The organism is Acinetobacter sp. YH12145, from assembly GCF_013418335.1.
Lineage (GTDB): Bacteria > Pseudomonadota > Gammaproteobacteria > Pseudomonadales > Moraxellaceae > Acinetobacter > Acinetobacter amyesii.
In genome coordinates this window covers 91,025-108,891 of sequence record NZ_VPCE01000009.1, presented here as the reverse complement: position 1 = coordinate 108,891, position 17,867 = coordinate 91,025, and the positions used below count along the sequence as shown (strand labels likewise).

Sequence of the window (17,867 nt, the reverse complement as noted above, 5' to 3'; positions counted from 1 at the left end):
TTTTTACAGCGAGATGATAATCTATATCATAAATATAAATGAGAATGATTATTAAAATTAGTTGCAATATTGTTCTTGGTGGTTACAATGTGCAACACATTATTCTAGATTTCTCCATAAATACGTTTATTTGGAAGCACTCAATGACCAAACAACTATTAAAATCAACGCTTACACTTTCAATACTCTGTGCATTGGTAAGTTTGTCGCATGCAGAAGATATGCAAACTGAAGCAACAGACGAATCCGTAACGAAGATGGAAACCATTGTTGTTACCGCAGCAGAACAGGTTAAACAATCATTAGGTGCTTCAAAAATTACGGCAGAAGATTTAGAAAAAATGCCGGTTGTGAATGATATTTCAGAGTATGTGCGCCGTATGCCGGGTGTGAATTTGACTGGTAACAGTGCCACAGGCCAACGTGGTAATAACCGTCAGATTGATATCCGTGGCATGGGGCCTGAAAACACGTTGATCTTAATTGATGGCAAGCCTGTAAATTCGAGAAACTCAGTACGTTATGGCTGGCGTGGTGAGCGTGATACACGTGGTGATTCGAACTGGGTACCTGCAGATGCTATTGAGTCGATTGAAGTGCTGCGTGGTCCAGCAGCAGCGCGTTATGGTTCAGGTGCGATGGGTGGTGTGGTCAATATTAAAACCAAGAAAGTGACCAACGAAGTGCATGGTTCTGTGGAGGTTTTTACTAATCAGCCCGAAGACGCTAAAGAGGGCGCAAGTCACCGTGAGAGCTTTAACTTAAGCGGGCCAATTCTTAAAGATGTCCTTTCATATCGTTTATACGGTAGTTATAACAAAACCGATTCAGATGCTGCGGATATTAATGCTCTAATGGATAATGGTGCGCGTATGGCGGGTCGAGAAGGCGTTGAAAATAAAGATATTGCAGGGCGCTTGGCTTGGCAGTTGAACGATCAACAAGTCTTGATGTTTGACGCAAGTGTTGGCCGCCAAGGTAACCGTTTTGCAGGAGACAGTCAAAACAGTGTATTTGATCCAGCCGATCCCAACAAAGCACCAATTTTATCCGCTTTAATCGGTGAAGAAACCAATACCATTTATCGTGATAGTTTTGCATTAACCCATGAAGGTACGTGGGGTTGGGGCGATAGTAAACTCATTGCGCAATATGACAAAACCAAAAATAAACGCCTACCTGAAGGAACAGGCGGTAGTACTGAGGGACAGATTAATAATCTCGAGAATAAACAAACGTCACATCTAGAAACCATTCGCTTTAATGCAGAAGCCAATCTGCCGTTCCAATGGTATGTCCCACAAGTATTAACTTTAGGCGCTGAATGGGTTGAAGATGACTTTACTGATACGGTTAATACACAAGCTGGCGCAGGCGGTTTTGGCGATGTGTTGACCTCAGGTGACCGTTCACAAATGGATTCACGGATTGCATCGGCCTATGTTGAAAACAATATGAACTTGGGCGAAAGCACCGATGTTGTTTTGGCACTACGCTATGATAATCATAGTAAATCGGGCGATAGCTGGAGTCCAAGTCTCAATATTACGCAAAAACTTGGCGACTATTGGACATTAAAAGGTGGTGTGGCTAAGGCGTATAAAGCACCTAATATGTACCAAAATGCGGAAGGTTATCTGTTAAGCACTCGCGGTAATGGCTGTCCGATTGGGCTGAGCCAATGTTTATTACAAGGTAATGGCGATCTCAAACCTGAAACTTCAGTGAATAAAGAATTAGGTGTACAGTTTGAAAAAGACATCGTAAATGCAAGCTTTGCATGGTTTCGTAATGATTATAAAAATAAGATCGTTGCTGGGGATACACGTCTAGAAGAACTGGAAGTAAATGGTACAACATATAATGTACTGCGTTGGATGAATACGCCAGAAGCCTTGGTGGAAGGTGTTGAAGGAAGTATTTCTTTGGACTGGGGTGATATCACGTGGACCAATAACGTTACTTATATGATCAACTCTGAAGATAAACGTACAGGCAACCCGCTTTCGATTATTCCGAATTACACACTAAACTCTATTTTGAACTACAACATCACGGATCGATTAGACAGTAACTTTGTCTATACCCAATATGGTCGTCAAAAACCACGTCAATATGCAGAAACCAGTCTTGAAAGCAAAAATGGCTTGGCGATGGATAGCGTGAAAAGTTATGGCATTGCAGGCATTAACTTTGGTTATAAATTTAATGCGGCTTTAAGTGCTCGTATCGGTGTGAATAACCTATTTGATGAGCAAAAACTGCGTGATAAAACGGTCAACCAAACATATAACGAGCCGGGTCGAGCTTATTATGCAAGTTTGAAATACCAGTTCTAAGTATGTCCAAAAGAAAAGCCGCTTAACGCGGCTTTTTTTATGTTGGGATATTTAAAATTTTCAGTGCTTCACTTGAGTAGTAGAATTGTTCTAAATAGAGACGTGAACGCTCACGCAAATAACCCGACTCAATCATTTGTTGAACGATAGGATTGAGTAAGTTTTGAAGTTCATGCTGAATCAGTGCTTCATCAATATTTAAATCACGTAGCAATAAATCAAAAGGGCGTTCTGCATTGCGCACGTACCAAGCGTATACGCCATCATGCACTTGCTGTTTCATATATTCAGACTGTCGCATAAAGTCCCAAATTTCATGACCCATGGCAACTGTTTGCGGCAAGTCCTGAACTTCAACATAGTTCTTTAATACTGAAACTGGCAGCGCTTTAATTTTATGCCACAAATTGGCTTGAAAATGGTACAGCTTATGATCATCAAAGTGCTGATTTAACACGGTTTCACTCATTTGACTGAGCTTTAAAATATTCTTTTGCAAGTATTTGCTGACAGCATTATCTAAATTGGTATCTGTGACATTTTCCAGTACCGATTTCCCCATTTTCATAAATCGTGAAACACCGGGTACCGATTTTGCAATCACTGAGTTGTCTAAATAATCTTGTATCGCATGTTGAATCAACTGACTGATCATGGCTGAAAATGCAGGATTGTTGACCATCGTATGAATTAAACGCTGACGATGTCCTTGTTTACTTGCCACATACTGCGCAATTTTATCGATGGTCAACACAGGAATGATTTCGGCAATTGTGGTGCTGTCATTTGCAGGATGAATCAGTGCAAATTTGATATGTTCAGCAATTTGCTCAATCAGAAATTGACTTGCAGGGGTATTTAAAATTTGTTTCTGCAACAAGGCATTGATTTGATCAAAACTCCAAATCTGCTGCAAAGATTGTTTACGAAACCATTGATAAAAATGGGTGAATTCAGTGGCTACGGTATCATTGTGTGAAAAGCTCTGATCTAAAAAGTTCAGTTGAGCGTCAATCAACTGCTCAATCATCGGGTTTTTCTGCATACTTTCCCTGAAGTCCCAGTGATGGGGATCTAAAAATGGCGAATGCTCAGTTTAACTGAATCAGTTTATCTACCAAAGGGTTTTTAAACTTTTGGCTTTTCGCAAGGAAAGGCAAGTAATGCTCTGCAACTTGTTGTTCAGCTTCTAAGATTGGCATATGACCGACGTTATTTAAAATCACTGGGGTTTCTGCACGTTTCAGTAAAGACTTGAGTTCGCCAGCCACTTCCACATTAAAGATTTTATCTTGTTTGCCCCAAAGGATCAGGGTTGGGGCTTCTACTGTTCGTGTTAAACGAGCAAAAGTTTCAGGGGTGTAGATTCGATTGAGCGTGACGACTTGATCGATCATTTTACTGGTGAAGGGCGCACGCGCAATTAAGATATTCTCCTGCGCTTCTTTAAGCTGTGTCGGAACATTGGGCGGATTTTGCATGAGTTTATGCATGACATCATCTAAATCCCCCGGTTTTGAAACGATTAAATTTTTAAGTTTATACGGGTCGCGGGTGTAACTGGTATTGGCCTGTTTATAAATGCCCGCGCTGTTGAGTAAAAATAAACTTTGGGTATCAAAAGGATATTGAGAGGCATATACCGTGGCAATGGAACCACCCAATGAGTGACCTGCAACATTCAGTTTATCTTCAATATCTATTTTAAGGACAAACTGGCGTAGTTGTTCCGTGACATTCGGCACTGAGACATCAAAATCGACCGGCACATGTGTATCGCCATTGGCCGGAAGGTCGGGGATGATCACGTGATAGTTCGGTGTTAAATAATGCGCAACACGATTCCAATTATCACGTGTGCCGCCTAAACCATGAATCAGCAAAATGGTAGGTTTAGAGCGTTGACCGCCTTCGCTATAACTCCAATTCACATTGCCGACTTGAACGCTATGTGTAACTAAACCAGCCGCTTTACGTTCTTGGCTCAAATAGTTTTGGACGATAGAGGGTACAGCCAGGTTTTTGCTGATGGGAGACGGATTTGCAGCCAAAGCATGGTTGGCAGTAAACGTCATACAGCAAATTGTTGCTAGCTTGAAAAAGCCAAAAACGCGTGAATGATGTCCTTTCATTGACGTTTACCCCAGTTAAATCGAATCGATATATTTTTTAGATCATTTATATGACTATTATCAGAATGGGCTGAAATAGCAAAAGCGTATATTTATGAAATATATTGTAAATTAAAAATGACCTTTGTCATCCATTGCTTTTTTGATGTGGTTAAACTTGAGTTTTAATAATGTGAACCATTACAGAAAAAATATTTTTTTTTGATGAATGTGGAGTAGCATTTTCTATCAAGTTGCATCGTCGTAGAAAAAATTCACAGCAATTGTTTTTGCAAGTGACAATCGATTCGACTGGGATTAAAATATTGCAACTTCGGATAAGGGTAATTAGAACATGCTAACAGCAGCAGAAGCTTTAGATCGTTTAAAAAAAGGGAATCAACGTTTTGTAGACGGTGAAACGAATCACCCAAAGCTTTTGACGCATCAACAACGCGCTGAAATGGCCGAAAGCCAAGAACCTTTTGCGATTATTTTAGGGTGTTCAGACTCACGTGTTCCTGCTGAAATGGTATTTGACCAAGGCTTAGGCGATTTATTCGTGATTCGTGTTGCAGGTAATATTGTGGCACCGTCTCAAGTCGGTAGCGTGGAATTTGCAGCAGAAAGCTTCGGTTGTCCTGTTGTAATTGTATTGGGCCATACACACTGTGGCGCGATTCATTCTACGATTGAAGCTTTAACTAACCCTGCGACACCACCATCAGCTAACTTGATGTCGATTGTGAATCGCGTTCGTCCATCTGTAGAAATACTTATGCAAACTGAATTGAAAGATGACCTTGAAAAACTTTCAATGCATGCAGTACGTTCAAACGTTTTTGCATCAGTAAATCAACTTCGTCATGGTTCAGCAGTTCTCGAAAACTTAATTGCGCAAGGCAAATTAAAAGTGGTGGGCGCTGAGTATTCACTCGAAACGGGTGAAGTAAGCTTCTACGATTTCTAAGCAAATTACAGTAAAGACAAGATATTAAAAAAGGCGCTCAAATGAAGCGCCTTTTTTAACGAATCCATTTTCACCAATTAAATTTATAAGCTGGCTTTAATCAATGGATAAGCATTATTCAGCAAAATTGGTTGCGCTTTGGCATTTGGGTGAATTTGATCTTGTTGCATCAAATTTTTATGCCCCGCCACGCCTTGCATAAAGAAAGGTAATAATTTGACTTTGTACTGTTGGCTCAACACTTGATAGTTATTTTCAAAAGCTTGGCTATATGCCTTGCCATAATTCGGTGGAATTTTCATTCCAAATAAAATCACTTTCGATTTGGCCTGTTGGCTTTTTTGAATCAGCTGCGCTAAGTTTTTTTGAATTTGTGCAGGGGGCTGTCCGCGTAAACCATCATTACCACCTAATTCAATCACCACAAGGTCTGGACGATGAGTGTGCAACAGTTTAGGCAGTCGTGCCAAAGCTCCACTGGTGGTTTCACCGCTGACACTTGCATTGACCACTTTATGTTGTTTCGGATACTGTTGGTCTAGACGTTTTTGTAATAAGTGGACCCAACCTTGCTGCACTGAAACACCATAACCTGCACTTAAGCTATCGCCCAAAATCATAATGGTTTTGGCAGAGAGCAGCATCGGGCAGAACATCAGTGCAATAGCCAGCAAGTAACTCAATAGACGATTATTTTGAATGCGATTTTGCATATAGGGAAAATATGACCCAACTCACGACAGATGTTGACATCATGCCACAGGCGATTATTTCTGCACAGCAATTGACACAAAAGATACAACTTCCACAAAAACAGTTATCGATCTTTGAACAACTCGATCTTGAAATCTTTGCCGGGGAACAAGTTGCGATTACCGGTCGTTCTGGTTCAGGTAAATCCACCTTGTTGGGGATTTTGGCGACCTTAGATCAGGCCAGTTCGGGACAATTACGGGTCTGTGGTCAGGACATTCATCTATTAAATGAAGAACAGCGTGCTCAAGTCCGTTTGGCCCATATTGGTTTTGTCTTTCAGTCTTTCCAGTTGTTGCCACATTTAACGGCACTGGAAAATGTCATGCTGCCGCTACGGTTACAAGCAAATTTTCAGGTCAAAGCTGCCGAAGAAAAAGCATTAAAATTATTAGCAAAGGTCGGACTAGAACGCCAAGCGCATCAAGCCCCTAAAGTTTTATCCGGTGGTGAGCAGCAACGGGTTGCGATTGCCCGTGCTTTGGTGAGTGAACCCGATCTGATCTTTGCAGATGAACCGACAGGTAATTTAGACAGTGCAACGGCACAGGAAATTGAACAACTGTTATTTCAGTTAAATCGTGAAATGGGAACCACTTTGGTATTGGTGACGCATGATGCCGATTTGGCCCGTCAATGTCAGCGCCATTTTGAATTGGTCAATGGTCAATTGATTGAGCATCGAACAGGAGATGCTGCATGAATCTTTTGGCATTGTTTCGACCACTCTTACAACTGAGTTTTAAAACCACGGGTGTGTATTTATTATTGATCGCACTCACCTTGGCGATCAGTGCCACCACGGCTTTAAAGTTTAGTAATGTACAAATTCAAAATGCTGTAGCGCTACAAGCTGCTGAAATGTTGGCAGCAGATTTGGTGCTGACAGCCAATGAACCAATTCCACAAGAGTGGCAACAACAAGCCAAAACACAGCAATTAAAACAATCGAATGTCACGCTATTTAGCAGTATGGCACACACCGATCAGCAATTTGTCATGGTCAATGTCAAAGCCGTTGATGCTGCATTTCCATTACGAGGTGAACTCGAAACAGAACCGAAACTAAACCGCTCCATAAAAGCAGGTGAGGTTTGGTTAAGTCCGCGTGCTATGGATTTGTTGGGCGTAAAAGTGGGAGATCAGATCAATATTGCTGATGCTGCTTTTCAAGTCAGTGCCAAAATCATTCATGACACCAATCAAGAGCTTGGCTTCAGTGGTTTTTCACCGACAGTTATGATTGCGCAGTCTGAGGTGGCGAGAACCAATGCCATCCAAGTAGGAAGTCGGATTGAATATCGCCTGTTAATGGCTGGAGATGCACAAAATACACAGCGATTTGAAAAACTGTATAAGCAGAAATTTGGCGATCAAAGCGAAGACCGTACTGCTAACTCAGATCATGCGCAGGTTCAAGATGCGGCTCAAAGCAGTTTAAAACTGAGAAATGCCAGTGAAGGCAATACACGCTTGATGAAGCCGATTGCCAATCTTGAAACGTTTTTACAACTGGCCAATATTTTAACCATTCTACTTTGTGGCATCGCCATCGCATTAACCAGCCAGCGCTATGTACAACAAAATCAGGATGCCATTGCGCTGATGCGCTGTATTGGATCGACCAAACAGCAAATATTAAGTGCTTATCTAGCTTTACTGTTGGTTGTACTCGGACTTTCAATCCTGTTTGGAAGTTTGATTGGTCTGGGATTGGGTTATGGTTTATTGCAACTGATGCTACAGCTGATTCCAAATTTACAATTAGAGTTTTCAGCCCTGTCTATGCTGCTTGGGCCACTTCCAATTGCAATATTCACCAGTGCGATTGTGCTATTAGGTTTTGTTCTTCCGAGTCTTTGGCAATTATTAGGAACACCGCCGGCACGGGTGATACGACAACAAGAGCGTTCTGTACGTTCCATGCTTTGGATGCTCAGTTTCGGCACACTCAGTTTGGTGGTGTTTTGTGTGGTTTTAACTGAAAATTTACAACTCACCCTGTGGCTGATTTGCGCCATCATCTTCCTGTGTGTCGGCCTATATATGATGGTCTGGCTCAGTTTAAAGGCTTTGAAAAGTTGGGGGACGAAAATCTCAGCATATATACGTACACCGTATCAAACGGCATTTCAAATTACTGCATTGGCATTGGGGCTAAGTTTGATCACGGTTTTAGCGGTATTGCGTACAGATTTACTGGAACGTTGGCAACAACAATTGCCACAAGGGACACCTAACCAATTTGTCTATGGATTACCGCCATTTGAGTTGCAGGATTTTAATCAACAACTCAAGCAGCATGGCTGGCAAGGGACGCCGATGTACCCGAATATTCGTGGGCGTTTAATTGCCAAAAATGATCTCCCTTTTTCGGATGCCTTAATTAAAAGCAATAATTCATTACGCCGTGAATTAAATCTTACGCAGGCCACAACTTTTCCAAAAGATAATCAAATCATCGCGGGTAGTCAGCAGTTTCAACAAGTCAATGAAGTATCGGTAGAGGTGAAAACCGCACAAGAGCTGGGTATTCAAATTGGAGATCGACTGAGTTTTAGCCTTCCTGAAGGGATTTTGCAAGCCAAGGTAATTAACCTTCGTAGTGTGGAGTGGGAAAGTTTTAGTCCAAACTTCTTCTTTATTTTTTCTCCCCAAACCATGGATGAAAATGCAGGCAGCTATTTGGGGAGTTTCTATGTTCCACTGCAAGATAAAAATCAATTGATTGGTCTAATTCAGCAGTTTTCGAATACCGTGTTTATTGATGTCAGTCTGATTTTGGATGAGATCAAACGCATCGTCAGCGTATTGGTTCAAATTATCACCATCTTGGCGCTGTTGGTCAGTATTTCAGGCATTTTGGTCTTGGTTGCATGTTTGAACTTATTTATGGATGAACGCAAAAAAGAAGTGGCATTACTGCGTTCCTTCGGCAGTTCCAAGCAAAAATTAAAGTCGATGCTCAGTTTGGAAGTCGGTTTGATGGGGCTAATTTCGGGTGTTGTGGCATGTATTTTTGCTGAAGTGATCAGCGCGATTGTCAGTTATAAAATGGAATTGGTCATCCAGTTGCATGCAGAGATTTGGTTGATCCTCCCGTTGGTCATGACCTTAGTCTGTACTTTGATCGGACGTTATCGCTTAAGTTATCTTTGCGATATTCCACCCTTAGAAAGTTTGCGTGAACTAAATAGTTAAGGGTGAAAATGGTTAACAGCCGAGCAAGTTAAGAGTGGAGCAGGAACCCAGTACTTAGTTCAGGTTTAGACATGATTTAACATGTTCTCAATATGTCTGTGTTGATAGCCACAGGGTTCATTCCACTGTTGAATGTGCTGCGAGAGATTGCTTCATCAGTAGGATAAAGTGTTCCCAAAGCGGTAAAATCGGTTGGATTAATTGTTGGCAATGCAGATAAAACAGATAGCATCCGACGGCTGCGGCGATTAGACCGATGATTTGAATGAGTAGGGATTGATGTAATTTTTGTCCCACATACCAAATGAAAGCCAAGGCAGCACCCATCAACATGCCGCCAATATGCGCGGCGTTATTAATCCCACTAATCATAAAGCCCATCGCGAGGTTAATCCCCATCACCATCAATAAGGTTTTTTTATCCAGATAAAATTGCTGTTTAGGTAACATAGGGAGCAGTGAAATAATCGTCAGCGCGGCACCCAGTCCCATTACCGCACCCGATGCGCCTGCACCAACACTCGGGAAAAGCTGCTGATTGGCTGTACCTTCGGCCAATAATGCATAGCTATCTTGAATAGTTAAATACCCACTCAACAAACTTCCCATCAGTCCGGCTAAAACATACAGGCCAAGAAAGTAGAAACGACCTAACATTTGCTCGGTAACACTGCCAAAAATATACAAAGCCCACATATTCAACATCAGGTGAATCAGGCCAAAATGAAAAAACATACTGCTGATTAAGCGGATGGGTTCCTCTAAAAAGGTTAAAGGTGCATAATCAGCACCCCAACGCAAAGCATCCAGTGTGTCGGGTTGGCTAACGTTTATTCCACGCAACACTTGCCAGCCAAAGAGTCCAACATTGATGGTAATTAAGAGTGCCGTGATCCACCACAGTTGGATTTGCAGCTTACGGGTTGATACAGCAGGAGGGCTGAGTTCAGACATGCTATTCTTGTACTGTGTCAAAATATTTAAAAATAAGCTTAACATGAAAAAACAGAATTTCTGGAGTAACACACTGACATGAAAGCCTTTATTGTTCGTACATTGTTAATTCTTGTCAGTCTTGTGCTTTTGGTGCAGCTTTGGATCTTTGGTAGTCTGGTTTGGTGGCGTACACATCCTGTGGAATCGACGATGATGATGCGTTTAGATTATTGGTCTGAGCCATCCAAACCGATTAAACACGAATGGCGTGATTACGACCAAATCAGTGATTATGTCAAACATGCTGTTGTTGCCGCGGAAGATGGCAAGTTTTTACAACACAAAGGTTTTGATTGGGAAGGCATGCAAAATGCCTTAGAACGCAATAAAGATAAAGGCAAAGTAGTCGCAGGTGGGTCTACCATTTCTCAGCAATTGGCAAAAAACTTATTTTTATATAACAAGCGTTCATTTATCCGAAAAGGACAGGAAGCCGTTGCAACATGGATGATGGAACGCATGTGGACGAAGCAGCGCATTTTAGAGGTATATCTCAACTCGGTTGAGTTTGGGGACAACATTTACGGCGTAGAAGCTGCAACACAGCACTATTTTGGCAAAAGTTCACGGAGTTTGAGTCGAGAACAAGCAGCGTTTATTGCGGCTATTTTACCTAATCCAAAATATTATGATGAAAATCGACAAAATCGTAAGCTAAATTATCGTAAGCGCATGATCCAAAAATATATGCGTTATAGCCATATCCCAGATTAAAAACGATCTAAACACACGTCAAATGGCATGGCAGCGATTTGAATTACAACAAAAAGCTCATCTTTATGGGCTTTTTTTATGAAATTGTCACAAATTTGAAGCATACTAAACTGAGTACAGCACACATTTTTTAATATGGGTTTGAAATGAATACCGCAGCTGAAGTCGCGCAAGTACCTACTGAATATACTTATAATGATCGTTATATCAATCGAGAGTTATCGATACTCGACTTTCATCTGCGTGTGCTCGAACAAGCGGTTGATCCGATACATCCATTACTTGAACGCATGAATTTCTTGCTGATCTTTTCACGTAACTTAGACGAATTTTTTGAAATTCGTGTTGCGGGAATGATGGAACAGCTAGACTTAGGTAATGAAAGCCGCAGTCCAGATGGCTTAACACCAAAGCAAGTATTAGATGAAATTTCTGCGACAGCGCATGCGGCAATTGAGCGCCAGTATCGTATTTTAAATCAAGAAATTTTACCCAAACTGCGTGAAGAAGATATTTGCTTCTTACGTCGTGGTGAGTTAACCCCTGCACAGTCGGCATGGGTGAAAAAATATTTTCAAGAGCAAGTTGCTCCAGTCTTAACGCCAATTAGCTTAGATCCCGCACATCCATTCCCTCGCTTGGTCAACAAGTCGTTGAATTTTATTGTGACTTTAGAAGGGAAGGATGCGTTTGGCCGTCAGATTGACTTAGCCGTTGTACCTGCACCACGTTCGCTGCCACGTGTCGTTCGGCTTCCTGATGAATTAACCGGTGGCAAAGAGCATCATGTGATGCTATCGGCAATTATTCATGAACATGTCTCTGATTTGTTTCCCGGCATGACGGCGACGGGTTGCTACCAATTCCGCGTGACGCGTAATGCCGATTTGGCTTTAAATGAAGATGTTGAAGATTTGGCTAAAGCCCTCAAAGGTGAGTTGAACTCACGTCGTTTTGGTCGCGCTGTTCGCTTGGAAGTGACAGAAAATTGTCCGCAGCATATTTATGAATATTTGCTTGATGAGTTCGATTTAGAAGAAGAGCAACTCTATAAAGTAGATGGACCAGTTAACCTTGCACGTTTACTGTCAAACTTTAAACGTCCACATCTACGCTATGACGCGCATATTCCTGTTATACCGAAAGTACTCAAAAAATCTGAAAACATTTTTAGTGCGATGCAAAAGCAAGATATTTTGCTGCACCATCCTTTTGAATCTTTCGCACCGGTAATTAACCTACTACGCGAAGCTGCACGTGATCCACAAGTTTTGGCCATTAAACAAACGCTTTATCGAAGTGGTGCAGATTCGGAGATTGTGCAAGTTTTAGCGGAAGCAGCACGTAATGGCAAAGAAGTCACCGCTGTAATTGAGCTTCGAGCACGATTTGATGAAGAATCAAACATTGCTGTGGCTAATGTATTACAAGAAGCAGGCGCAGTTGTCGTGTATGGCATCGTGGGCTATAAAACTCATGCCAAAATGATTTTGGTGGTACGCCGCGAAAACAATAAATTGGTGCGATATGTGCATTTAGGTACGGGCAACTATCATGCGGGAAATGCGCGTATCTACACGGATTACGGTCTATTAACCACAGATAAAGAACTCTGTGAAGATGTACATCGTATTTTCCAAGAATTGACCGGTATGGGTAAAATGGCGAAGCTAAAAAAACTGCTGCATGCGCCATTTACCTTACATACTCAACTCATCAATTATATTGATAATGAAATTTCTAATGCTAAAGCGGGTAAGTCTGCGCAAATTATAGTCAAGGTTAATGCATTAACAGAAGTTCAGTTGATCAATAAACTGTACGAAGCGTCACAAGCAGGTGTACAGATTGATTTAATTATTCGTTCTATTTGTTGTTTGCGTCCAGGTTTACCGGGGCTGTCTGAAAATATTCGCGTGCGCTCTATTGTTGGGCGTTTTTTAGAGCATACTCGAGTGTATTATTTCAGTAATAATGGTGATTCACGTATTTTCTGTTCAAGTGCAGACTGGATGGATCGTAATTTATTTAATCGCGTGGAAGCCTGTTTTCCAATTGAAGATCCAGCGTTGAAAAAGCGTATTTATCAATTAGGTTTAGTGAATTACTTAAAAGATAATCAGCAAGCTTGGTTGCTCCAAAGTGATGGGCGTTGGATTCGTACGCATGTTCAAGAGGGTGAGGAAGCACACAATTCACAGCATGTGCTTATAGAAGCATTTAAATAAATGCGTTAGAAAAGTAAAAGGGAGCAATGCTCCCTTTATTTTTTTAATTTATAAGTTTTTTTGAATCATTTATCTGAACTAAATTTAGCTGTAGCTACTAATTTTTCGGTAGATATTTTTAACAAAACCATCAATTTGATACGTTGAAAGTTTTAACTCACGGACCATCTGCTCTTGAGTCGCGCTATGGCTGACCATATCTAAAATTTGGTATTCAGCTGGATTCAGACTGAGCTGTTTAGGTGCTGCATTTTGCGGACTAAAAGTTTCACTCAATAAAAATTTAGCAAAACTTGGATGCAATGCAGCGCCACCTCTTAAAATAGTTTTCAGTTGGTTGTAGGTGTCTTCCAACGGTTGTTGAATCAACATATAGGCGGTTGCACCTAACTGAATGGCATGTAAGGTTAAATCTGTAGATTGTTCATTGACTAAAATGATGAGATTACTCGAAGGATAAATCTTTTTGATTTTATGGATGAAAGAGATATCAGACTGCTGAGTGATCACTAAAAAAATTAAATTGGGTAATTGATTGAAAATTTGTTGTTCTGCATCTGCTAAGTTTTCTGAAAATGTGATGAGATCTTCAGGATAACCGAGGTTTCCTAAGATGTTAAACAGCACTGTTTTTGAAGTCATTGCTTGATGATCAATGATCAAAACGGGTACTGGTAATAAAAATTCACTCATCATACATTTCGCTCATTTATTATTTTTAATCAAATTGCATTTCCATAATGTGCATGAAAGTGAATTAGAAAAATATACCTAGAAGTAGTGATTTATATATCAAAGTATAATTAAGTTATTGTGATATAATAGAATTTAATTAATGTATGGTTTTTTGTGTTTTTCATTATGTTGAATGCAAAGATTTATAGTTTTTTCGTTTTTATTTTTAGAATATTGATTAAATAATCATCAGATTTAGATTCGAATTGAAAATAATAATTGAAATGTGAAAGCAGTATTTTGACAACCGATAAATTGAACTGTTTCTGAGATGAGTTAATATTGACTAATTGATTAGTTATTTTAAACATAAATATTAGTGATTATTTAAAATAATGTGATTTATTTCTCATCTATATTTATTTTATAGCACAAAACACAACTATAAAAAAAGCCCTTTGAAAAATGAATCAGAAATACTTTATCTAAAATACCTGAAACTAGTGATTTTAACGAAAGTTATATTTTACTAAGATGTATTTATCTTCTTACTTATCTGGCTAGTGTGAAGATATTGTTGAGGCGATGAATTGAGATATACATCAAGTCATATATTACCTTATCAGGCTACCTATTTGGGTTAGCCTTTTCTTTTTTCTAGAGAATGTATTTTTCATTTTCAATTGTAAACTCATCTCAATATTATTACTTCTGCATTATTCATTTCTGCCAAATAAAAAAGAGAGCACAGGGCTCTCTTTAATTTTCACACTGATTAGTTAGTGCAGATTGTTAGTGATTTTCTGCAAGATTTGAAGCAATACATCAAATTCACTTTGAAGCGGTGTACTCTTACGTGTTACCAATGCCAATGTGCGTGTAGGACTTGCTTCAATTTCTTTCACAGCCAAATCTTCATTGGCTTTGATCATATTGGTATGAACTGCAATTTCAGGCAATAAAGTAAAGCCTAAATCTGCGGAAACCATTTCAACCAAAGTTGGCAATGAGCTTGCTTTTAATCGATGGTCATTTTTACGTTCACCAATCGGGCAAGCACTCAAAGCATGATCACGTAAGCAATGGCCTTCTTCAAGCAACATTAAACGAGATAAATCTAAGTCGTCTAGAGATTTCGCTTGAGCAGCATTTTGATCAGCTTTGTTGTACACCAAGAACAATTTTTCTTTGTTTACTTCTGCAACTTTCAAGCTACGTGTATCGAAAGGAAGAGCAAGTAATACAATATCTAGATTACCGTGCTCGAGTTTCTCTACAATTTTTTCACTTTGTGCTTCATGTAAATGCAATTGAATTTTTGGTAATTGCTTATGCACTTCTTCTAATAATGGCGCAAGTAAGAATGGCGCAATAGTGGGAATGACCCCTAGATGTAAATCACCCGTTAGAGGTTCGCTCATTTCACGACTTAAACGCATTAGGTCTTGCGCATCTGCCAATAGAACTCGGGCTCGTCCGACAACTTGTTCGCCAAGAGGAGTTAAACGCACGTTTTGACGGTCGCGTTCTACCAATACGCCACCTAGTAAACGCTCAAGTTCCATGATCCCGCCAGACAAAGTAGACTGGGTGACAAAAGAACGACGCGCAGCTTCAGTAAAGTGTAGCGTTTCTGACAGTGTTACTAGATATGACAGCTGTCTTAAGGATGGTAATGCAGCCATAGTGTCCTAATTTATGATTTAAAGTGATCAGCAAACAAACCGCTAAGATATGGAATAAAATGCGGTGGGATATCATGCCCCATTCCATCAATTAATTCAAATTTAGCACCTGAAATAGCCTTTGCAACGGCCTTACCATGGCTTGGCGGCAGCAAACGGTCACGAGCTCCATGAACCACAATGGTTTTATGCTGAATTTGTTTATCCAACTGCAGCAGGGAACCTGTACATAATATTGCTAAAAACTGTTGAAGTACACCCGCTGGGTAATAACTCCGCTTATAGAGTTTACGTGCAGTTTGTATCGCTTCAAGCTGATTAATATAGCCTGGAGAGCCTATAATATTAAAAACTTTCAGGCTATGGTTAATAATGCCATCTTCATCGTTAGATTCAGGTTTTTCAATTAGACTAAATAATTGCTTTGGAAATGGCGGTGGAAGTAAGGGTTGGATGTTACTGGTAAACAGTAAGCTTAAGTTGTGGACTTTGTCAGGATAGCGTGCAGCCACGATTTGAGCGATCATGCCGCCCATCGAAGCGCCTAAAATATGGACTTTATCGAGTCCCATACGATCAATTAATAGAGCAACATCGTCTGCCATATCGTAGAGGTCATAGGGCGCACCTTGATTCTCTAGACCTAAGGCAAAACGTCCCATCAATTTAAAGGTATTGAGACGTGGGCCTGGGTTACGAATTTTACTTGATAGACCAATATCACGATTATCAAAGCGAATAACACGGTAACCTTGGTCTATTAGGGACTTACAAAAGAAATCGGGCCAATACAACATTTGTGCGCCGAGCCCCATAATCAGCAAGATTGCAGGATCTTCAGGATGACCACCCACCTCGACATGAAGTTCAATGCCATTGCCTAACTCTACGCGAGTTTCATGCATAAAAGAGGCATAAGGTGAAATATTAAACTGAAGGGCACTATTCATTGTTATTTTCCTTTAAAAAGGACGTCTATTATTATCAGGACGTCCTTGTATTTAAACCTTAAACTGAAGCGGGAATCAAGTCCGGAACCTGCTTAGTCAAAGTTAAGCGTTGCTTCCCAGCAGTTGCACCGAGCAGTACAAATCCACGTAATACGCCATCTTGATCGATCGCACGGGCAATCATGCCATCTTCAAGCTCTTCTGTTTCCCATTGGGTTTCAACATCAATAGGCGCAGGAAGGACAGTTAATGGTGCAGCAGGTGTTTTAACGGCTACAGGCATGGCTGGATAATGCACAGCGGTATGTTCACCATTGAGGGTTTTTGCCAAAGCACGCGCTTGTTGCATGATCGGCATCACGTATGGCAGAAGGGTACCATTGACTTCAGCACAGTCACCGACAGCATAGATATCTGCTAAGTTGGTTTCTAAGCCTTTATTGGTTAATACACCACGACTGGTGTGAATGCCGGCTTGTTTTGCCAAGCTAATCTCAGGCTGTAGACCAATCGCAGACAACACAACATCTGCCACTAAGCTTTGACCATTGGCAAGGCTCACTTGATAGTCACCATTTTCAATACGTGAGACTTTTTCGACTGTCGTGCCTAGAACGAATTGAATGCCCGTTTCTTCTAAATTGCTTTGGAATTTAGCTGCAACATGAGACGGCAGTAGGCGACCCAAAGGTTGCGGAGCTAAATCGACCACCGATACTTTCGCCCCAGTATTTTGGAGGTCGTTGGCAAATTCACAGCCAATCAGGCCTGCCCCTAAAATCACCACACGTTTATCTTCACGTGCTGCAAGCTGTTTACGGAAAGCTTTGTAGTGATCTAAATTGTTGACGACGTGAATGTCTTCACTGCCATCACCCGAAATAGCTAAGCGAATTGGATTTGCGCCGACTGCTAAAACGAGTTTTGAATATAGTTGTGTTTGAGTTCCATTTTGGCTTTCAATAGTAAACTCATGTTTTGCTGCATCAATGGATTTAACCCAACTCTTATTGATGATTTGCATATTGAGTTGAGCCGACATTTTTTCGGCATCCCCTAGAGGGATTTGCTCAGGAGTTTTATTACCAACGAGCGCATTGGATAATGTCGGTTTAGCGTAGTTAATGGCATCATCCGCACAGATCATAATAAGTTCTAGTTCAGTATTTAACTTTCGAAATTCACGTGCAACGGCATATCCCGCCATACCAGAACCAATAATGACAATAGGGTGCATACTCAACT

At 40.7% G+C, this 17,867-nt stretch carries 14 protein-coding genes; 6 read left to right on the top strand and 8 right to left on the bottom strand.

Translation table 11 applies throughout. From position 1 onward, the window contains the following. Positions 1 to 143: 143 nt before the first annotated feature. Complete coding sequence (locus tag FTU80_RS11670) at positions 144 to 2,339, top strand: TonB-dependent siderophore receptor (protein WP_180085182.1); 2,196 nt, start codon at positions 144 to 146, stop codon at positions 2,337 to 2,339. 37 nt (positions 2,340 to 2,376) lie between these two features. Here the strand turns inward: FTU80_RS11670 and FTU80_RS11665 are convergent, their stop codons facing one another. Then, positions 2,377 to 3,384, bottom strand: a complete 1,008-nt coding sequence (locus FTU80_RS11665; RefSeq protein ID WP_180024089.1) for a hypothetical protein — start codon at positions 3,382 to 3,384, stop codon at positions 2,377 to 2,379. Positions 3,385 to 3,430: 46 nt separating this feature from the next. Continuing rightward, positions 3,431 to 4,471, bottom strand: coding sequence for an alpha/beta fold hydrolase (locus FTU80_RS11660; RefSeq protein ID WP_373685217.1), 1,041 nt, complete (start codon positions 4,469 to 4,471; stop codon positions 3,431 to 3,433). Between the two features lie 334 nt (positions 4,472 to 4,805). Between FTU80_RS11660 and FTU80_RS11655 the strand changes: the two genes are divergently transcribed. Further along, positions 4,806 to 5,420 carry a carbonic anhydrase gene (locus FTU80_RS11655; protein ID WP_111884438.1) on the top strand — a complete coding sequence of 205 codons (615 nt, stop codon included), beginning with the start codon at positions 4,806 to 4,808 and terminating at the stop codon, positions 5,418 to 5,420. Between the two features lie 83 nt (positions 5,421 to 5,503). On the opposite strand, the gene FTU80_RS11650 is transcribed toward FTU80_RS11655, so the two are convergent. Further along, positions 5,504 to 6,133 (bottom strand): arylesterase, encoded by a 630-nt coding sequence (locus FTU80_RS11650; RefSeq protein WP_180085178.1) that lies wholly within the window; start codon positions 6,131 to 6,133, stop codon positions 5,504 to 5,506. 11 nt (positions 6,134 to 6,144) lie between these two features. On the opposite strand from FTU80_RS11650, the gene FTU80_RS11645 reads away from it, so the two are divergent. Next, entirely contained in the window at positions 6,145 to 6,876 is a 732-nt protein-coding gene (locus FTU80_RS11645; protein ID WP_111884437.1) for an ABC transporter ATP-binding protein, read from the top strand. Beyond that, positions 6,873 to 9,374: an ABC transporter permease gene (locus FTU80_RS11640; protein WP_180085176.1), complete on the top strand. Its 2,502-nt coding sequence runs from the start codon at positions 6,873 to 6,875 to the stop codon at positions 9,372 to 9,374. Before FTU80_RS11645 ends, FTU80_RS11640 begins: the two co-directional genes overlap by 4 nt. 117 nt (positions 9,375 to 9,491) lie before the next feature. On the opposite strand, the gene FTU80_RS11635 is transcribed toward FTU80_RS11640, so the two are convergent. Further along, positions 9,492 to 10,328 carry a rhomboid family intramembrane serine protease gene (locus FTU80_RS11635; protein ID WP_180085174.1) on the bottom strand — a complete coding sequence of 279 codons (837 nt, stop codon included), beginning with the start codon at positions 10,326 to 10,328 and terminating at the stop codon, positions 9,492 to 9,494. 78 nt (positions 10,329 to 10,406) lie between these two features. Between FTU80_RS11635 and mtgA the strand changes: the two genes are divergently transcribed. Beyond that, positions 10,407 to 11,084, top strand: coding sequence for a monofunctional biosynthetic peptidoglycan transglycosylase (gene mtgA, locus FTU80_RS11630; RefSeq protein WP_180085172.1), 678 nt, complete (start codon positions 10,407 to 10,409; stop codon positions 11,082 to 11,084). Positions 11,085 to 11,230: 146 nt separating this feature from the next. Then, entirely contained in the window at positions 11,231 to 13,312 is a 2,082-nt protein-coding gene (gene ppk1, locus FTU80_RS11625) for a polyphosphate kinase 1 (protein ID WP_180085170.1), read from the top strand. 84 nt (positions 13,313 to 13,396) lie between these two features. Here the strand turns inward: ppk1 and FTU80_RS11620 are convergent, their stop codons facing one another. The 4 genes from FTU80_RS11620 to FTU80_RS11605 all read right to left on the bottom strand — a co-directional run bounded on the left by FTU80_RS11620 (position 13,397) and on the right by FTU80_RS11605 (position 17,859). Then, positions 13,397 to 14,008: a response regulator transcription factor gene (locus FTU80_RS11620; RefSeq protein WP_180085167.1), complete on the bottom strand. Its 612-nt coding sequence runs from the start codon at positions 14,006 to 14,008 to the stop codon at positions 13,397 to 13,399. 758 nt (positions 14,009 to 14,766) lie between these two features. Next, positions 14,767 to 15,672 carry a LysR family transcriptional regulator OxyR gene (gene oxyR / locus FTU80_RS11615; protein WP_180007453.1) on the bottom strand — a complete coding sequence of 302 codons (906 nt, stop codon included), beginning with the start codon at positions 15,670 to 15,672 and terminating at the stop codon, positions 14,767 to 14,769. Between the two features lie 11 nt (positions 15,673 to 15,683). Continuing rightward, entirely contained in the window at positions 15,684 to 16,622 is a 939-nt protein-coding gene (gene estB, locus FTU80_RS11610; protein ID WP_078189932.1) for an esterase EstB, read from the bottom strand. A 58-nt stretch (positions 16,623 to 16,680) separates the two neighbouring features. After that, entirely contained in the window at positions 16,681 to 17,859 is a 1,179-nt protein-coding gene (locus tag FTU80_RS11605; protein ID WP_180085165.1) for an NAD(P)/FAD-dependent oxidoreductase, read from the bottom strand. Between the last annotated feature and the right edge of the window lie 8 nt (positions 17,860 to 17,867).

What these genes read in the sequence shown, in the direction of transcription:
- FTU80_RS11670 (WP_180085182.1), top strand. Translation starts at nt 144, where the DNA reads ATGACCAAACAACTATTAAAATCAACGCTTACACTTTCAATACTCTGT.
- FTU80_RS11665 (WP_180024089.1), bottom strand. Translation starts at nt 3,384, where the DNA reads ATGCAGAAAAACCCGATGATTGAGCAGTTGATTGACGCTCAACTGAAC.
- FTU80_RS11660 (WP_373685217.1), bottom strand. Translation starts at nt 4,471, where the DNA reads ATGAAAGGACATCATTCACGCGTTTTTGGCTTTTTCAAGCTAGCAACA.
- FTU80_RS11655 (WP_111884438.1), top strand. Translation starts at nt 4,806, where the DNA reads ATGCTAACAGCAGCAGAAGCTTTAGATCGTTTAAAAAAAGGGAATCAA.
- FTU80_RS11650 (WP_180085178.1), bottom strand. Translation starts at nt 6,133, where the DNA reads ATGCAAAATCGCATTCAAAATAATCGTCTATTGAGTTACTTGCTGGCT.
- FTU80_RS11645 (WP_111884437.1), top strand. Translation starts at nt 6,145, where the DNA reads ATGACCCAACTCACGACAGATGTTGACATCATGCCACAGGCGATTATT.
- FTU80_RS11640 (WP_180085176.1), top strand. Translation starts at nt 6,873, where the DNA reads ATGAATCTTTTGGCATTGTTTCGACCACTCTTACAACTGAGTTTTAAA.
- FTU80_RS11635 (WP_180085174.1), bottom strand. Translation starts at nt 10,328, where the DNA reads ATGTCTGAACTCAGCCCTCCTGCTGTATCAACCCGTAAGCTGCAAATC.
- mtgA (WP_180085172.1), top strand. Translation starts at nt 10,407, where the DNA reads ATGAAAGCCTTTATTGTTCGTACATTGTTAATTCTTGTCAGTCTTGTG.
- ppk1 (WP_180085170.1), top strand. Translation starts at nt 11,231, where the DNA reads ATGAATACCGCAGCTGAAGTCGCGCAAGTACCTACTGAATATACTTAT.
- FTU80_RS11620 (WP_180085167.1), bottom strand. Translation starts at nt 14,008, where the DNA reads ATGATGAGTGAATTTTTATTACCAGTACCCGTTTTGATCATTGATCAT.
- oxyR (WP_180007453.1), bottom strand. Translation starts at nt 15,672, where the DNA reads ATGGCTGCATTACCATCCTTAAGACAGCTGTCATATCTAGTAACACTG.
- estB (WP_078189932.1), bottom strand. Translation starts at nt 16,622, where the DNA reads ATGAATAGTGCCCTTCAGTTTAATATTTCACCTTATGCCTCTTTTATG.
- FTU80_RS11605 (WP_180085165.1), bottom strand. Translation starts at nt 17,859, where the DNA reads ATGCACCCTATTGTCATTATTGGTTCTGGTATGGCGGGATATGCCGTT.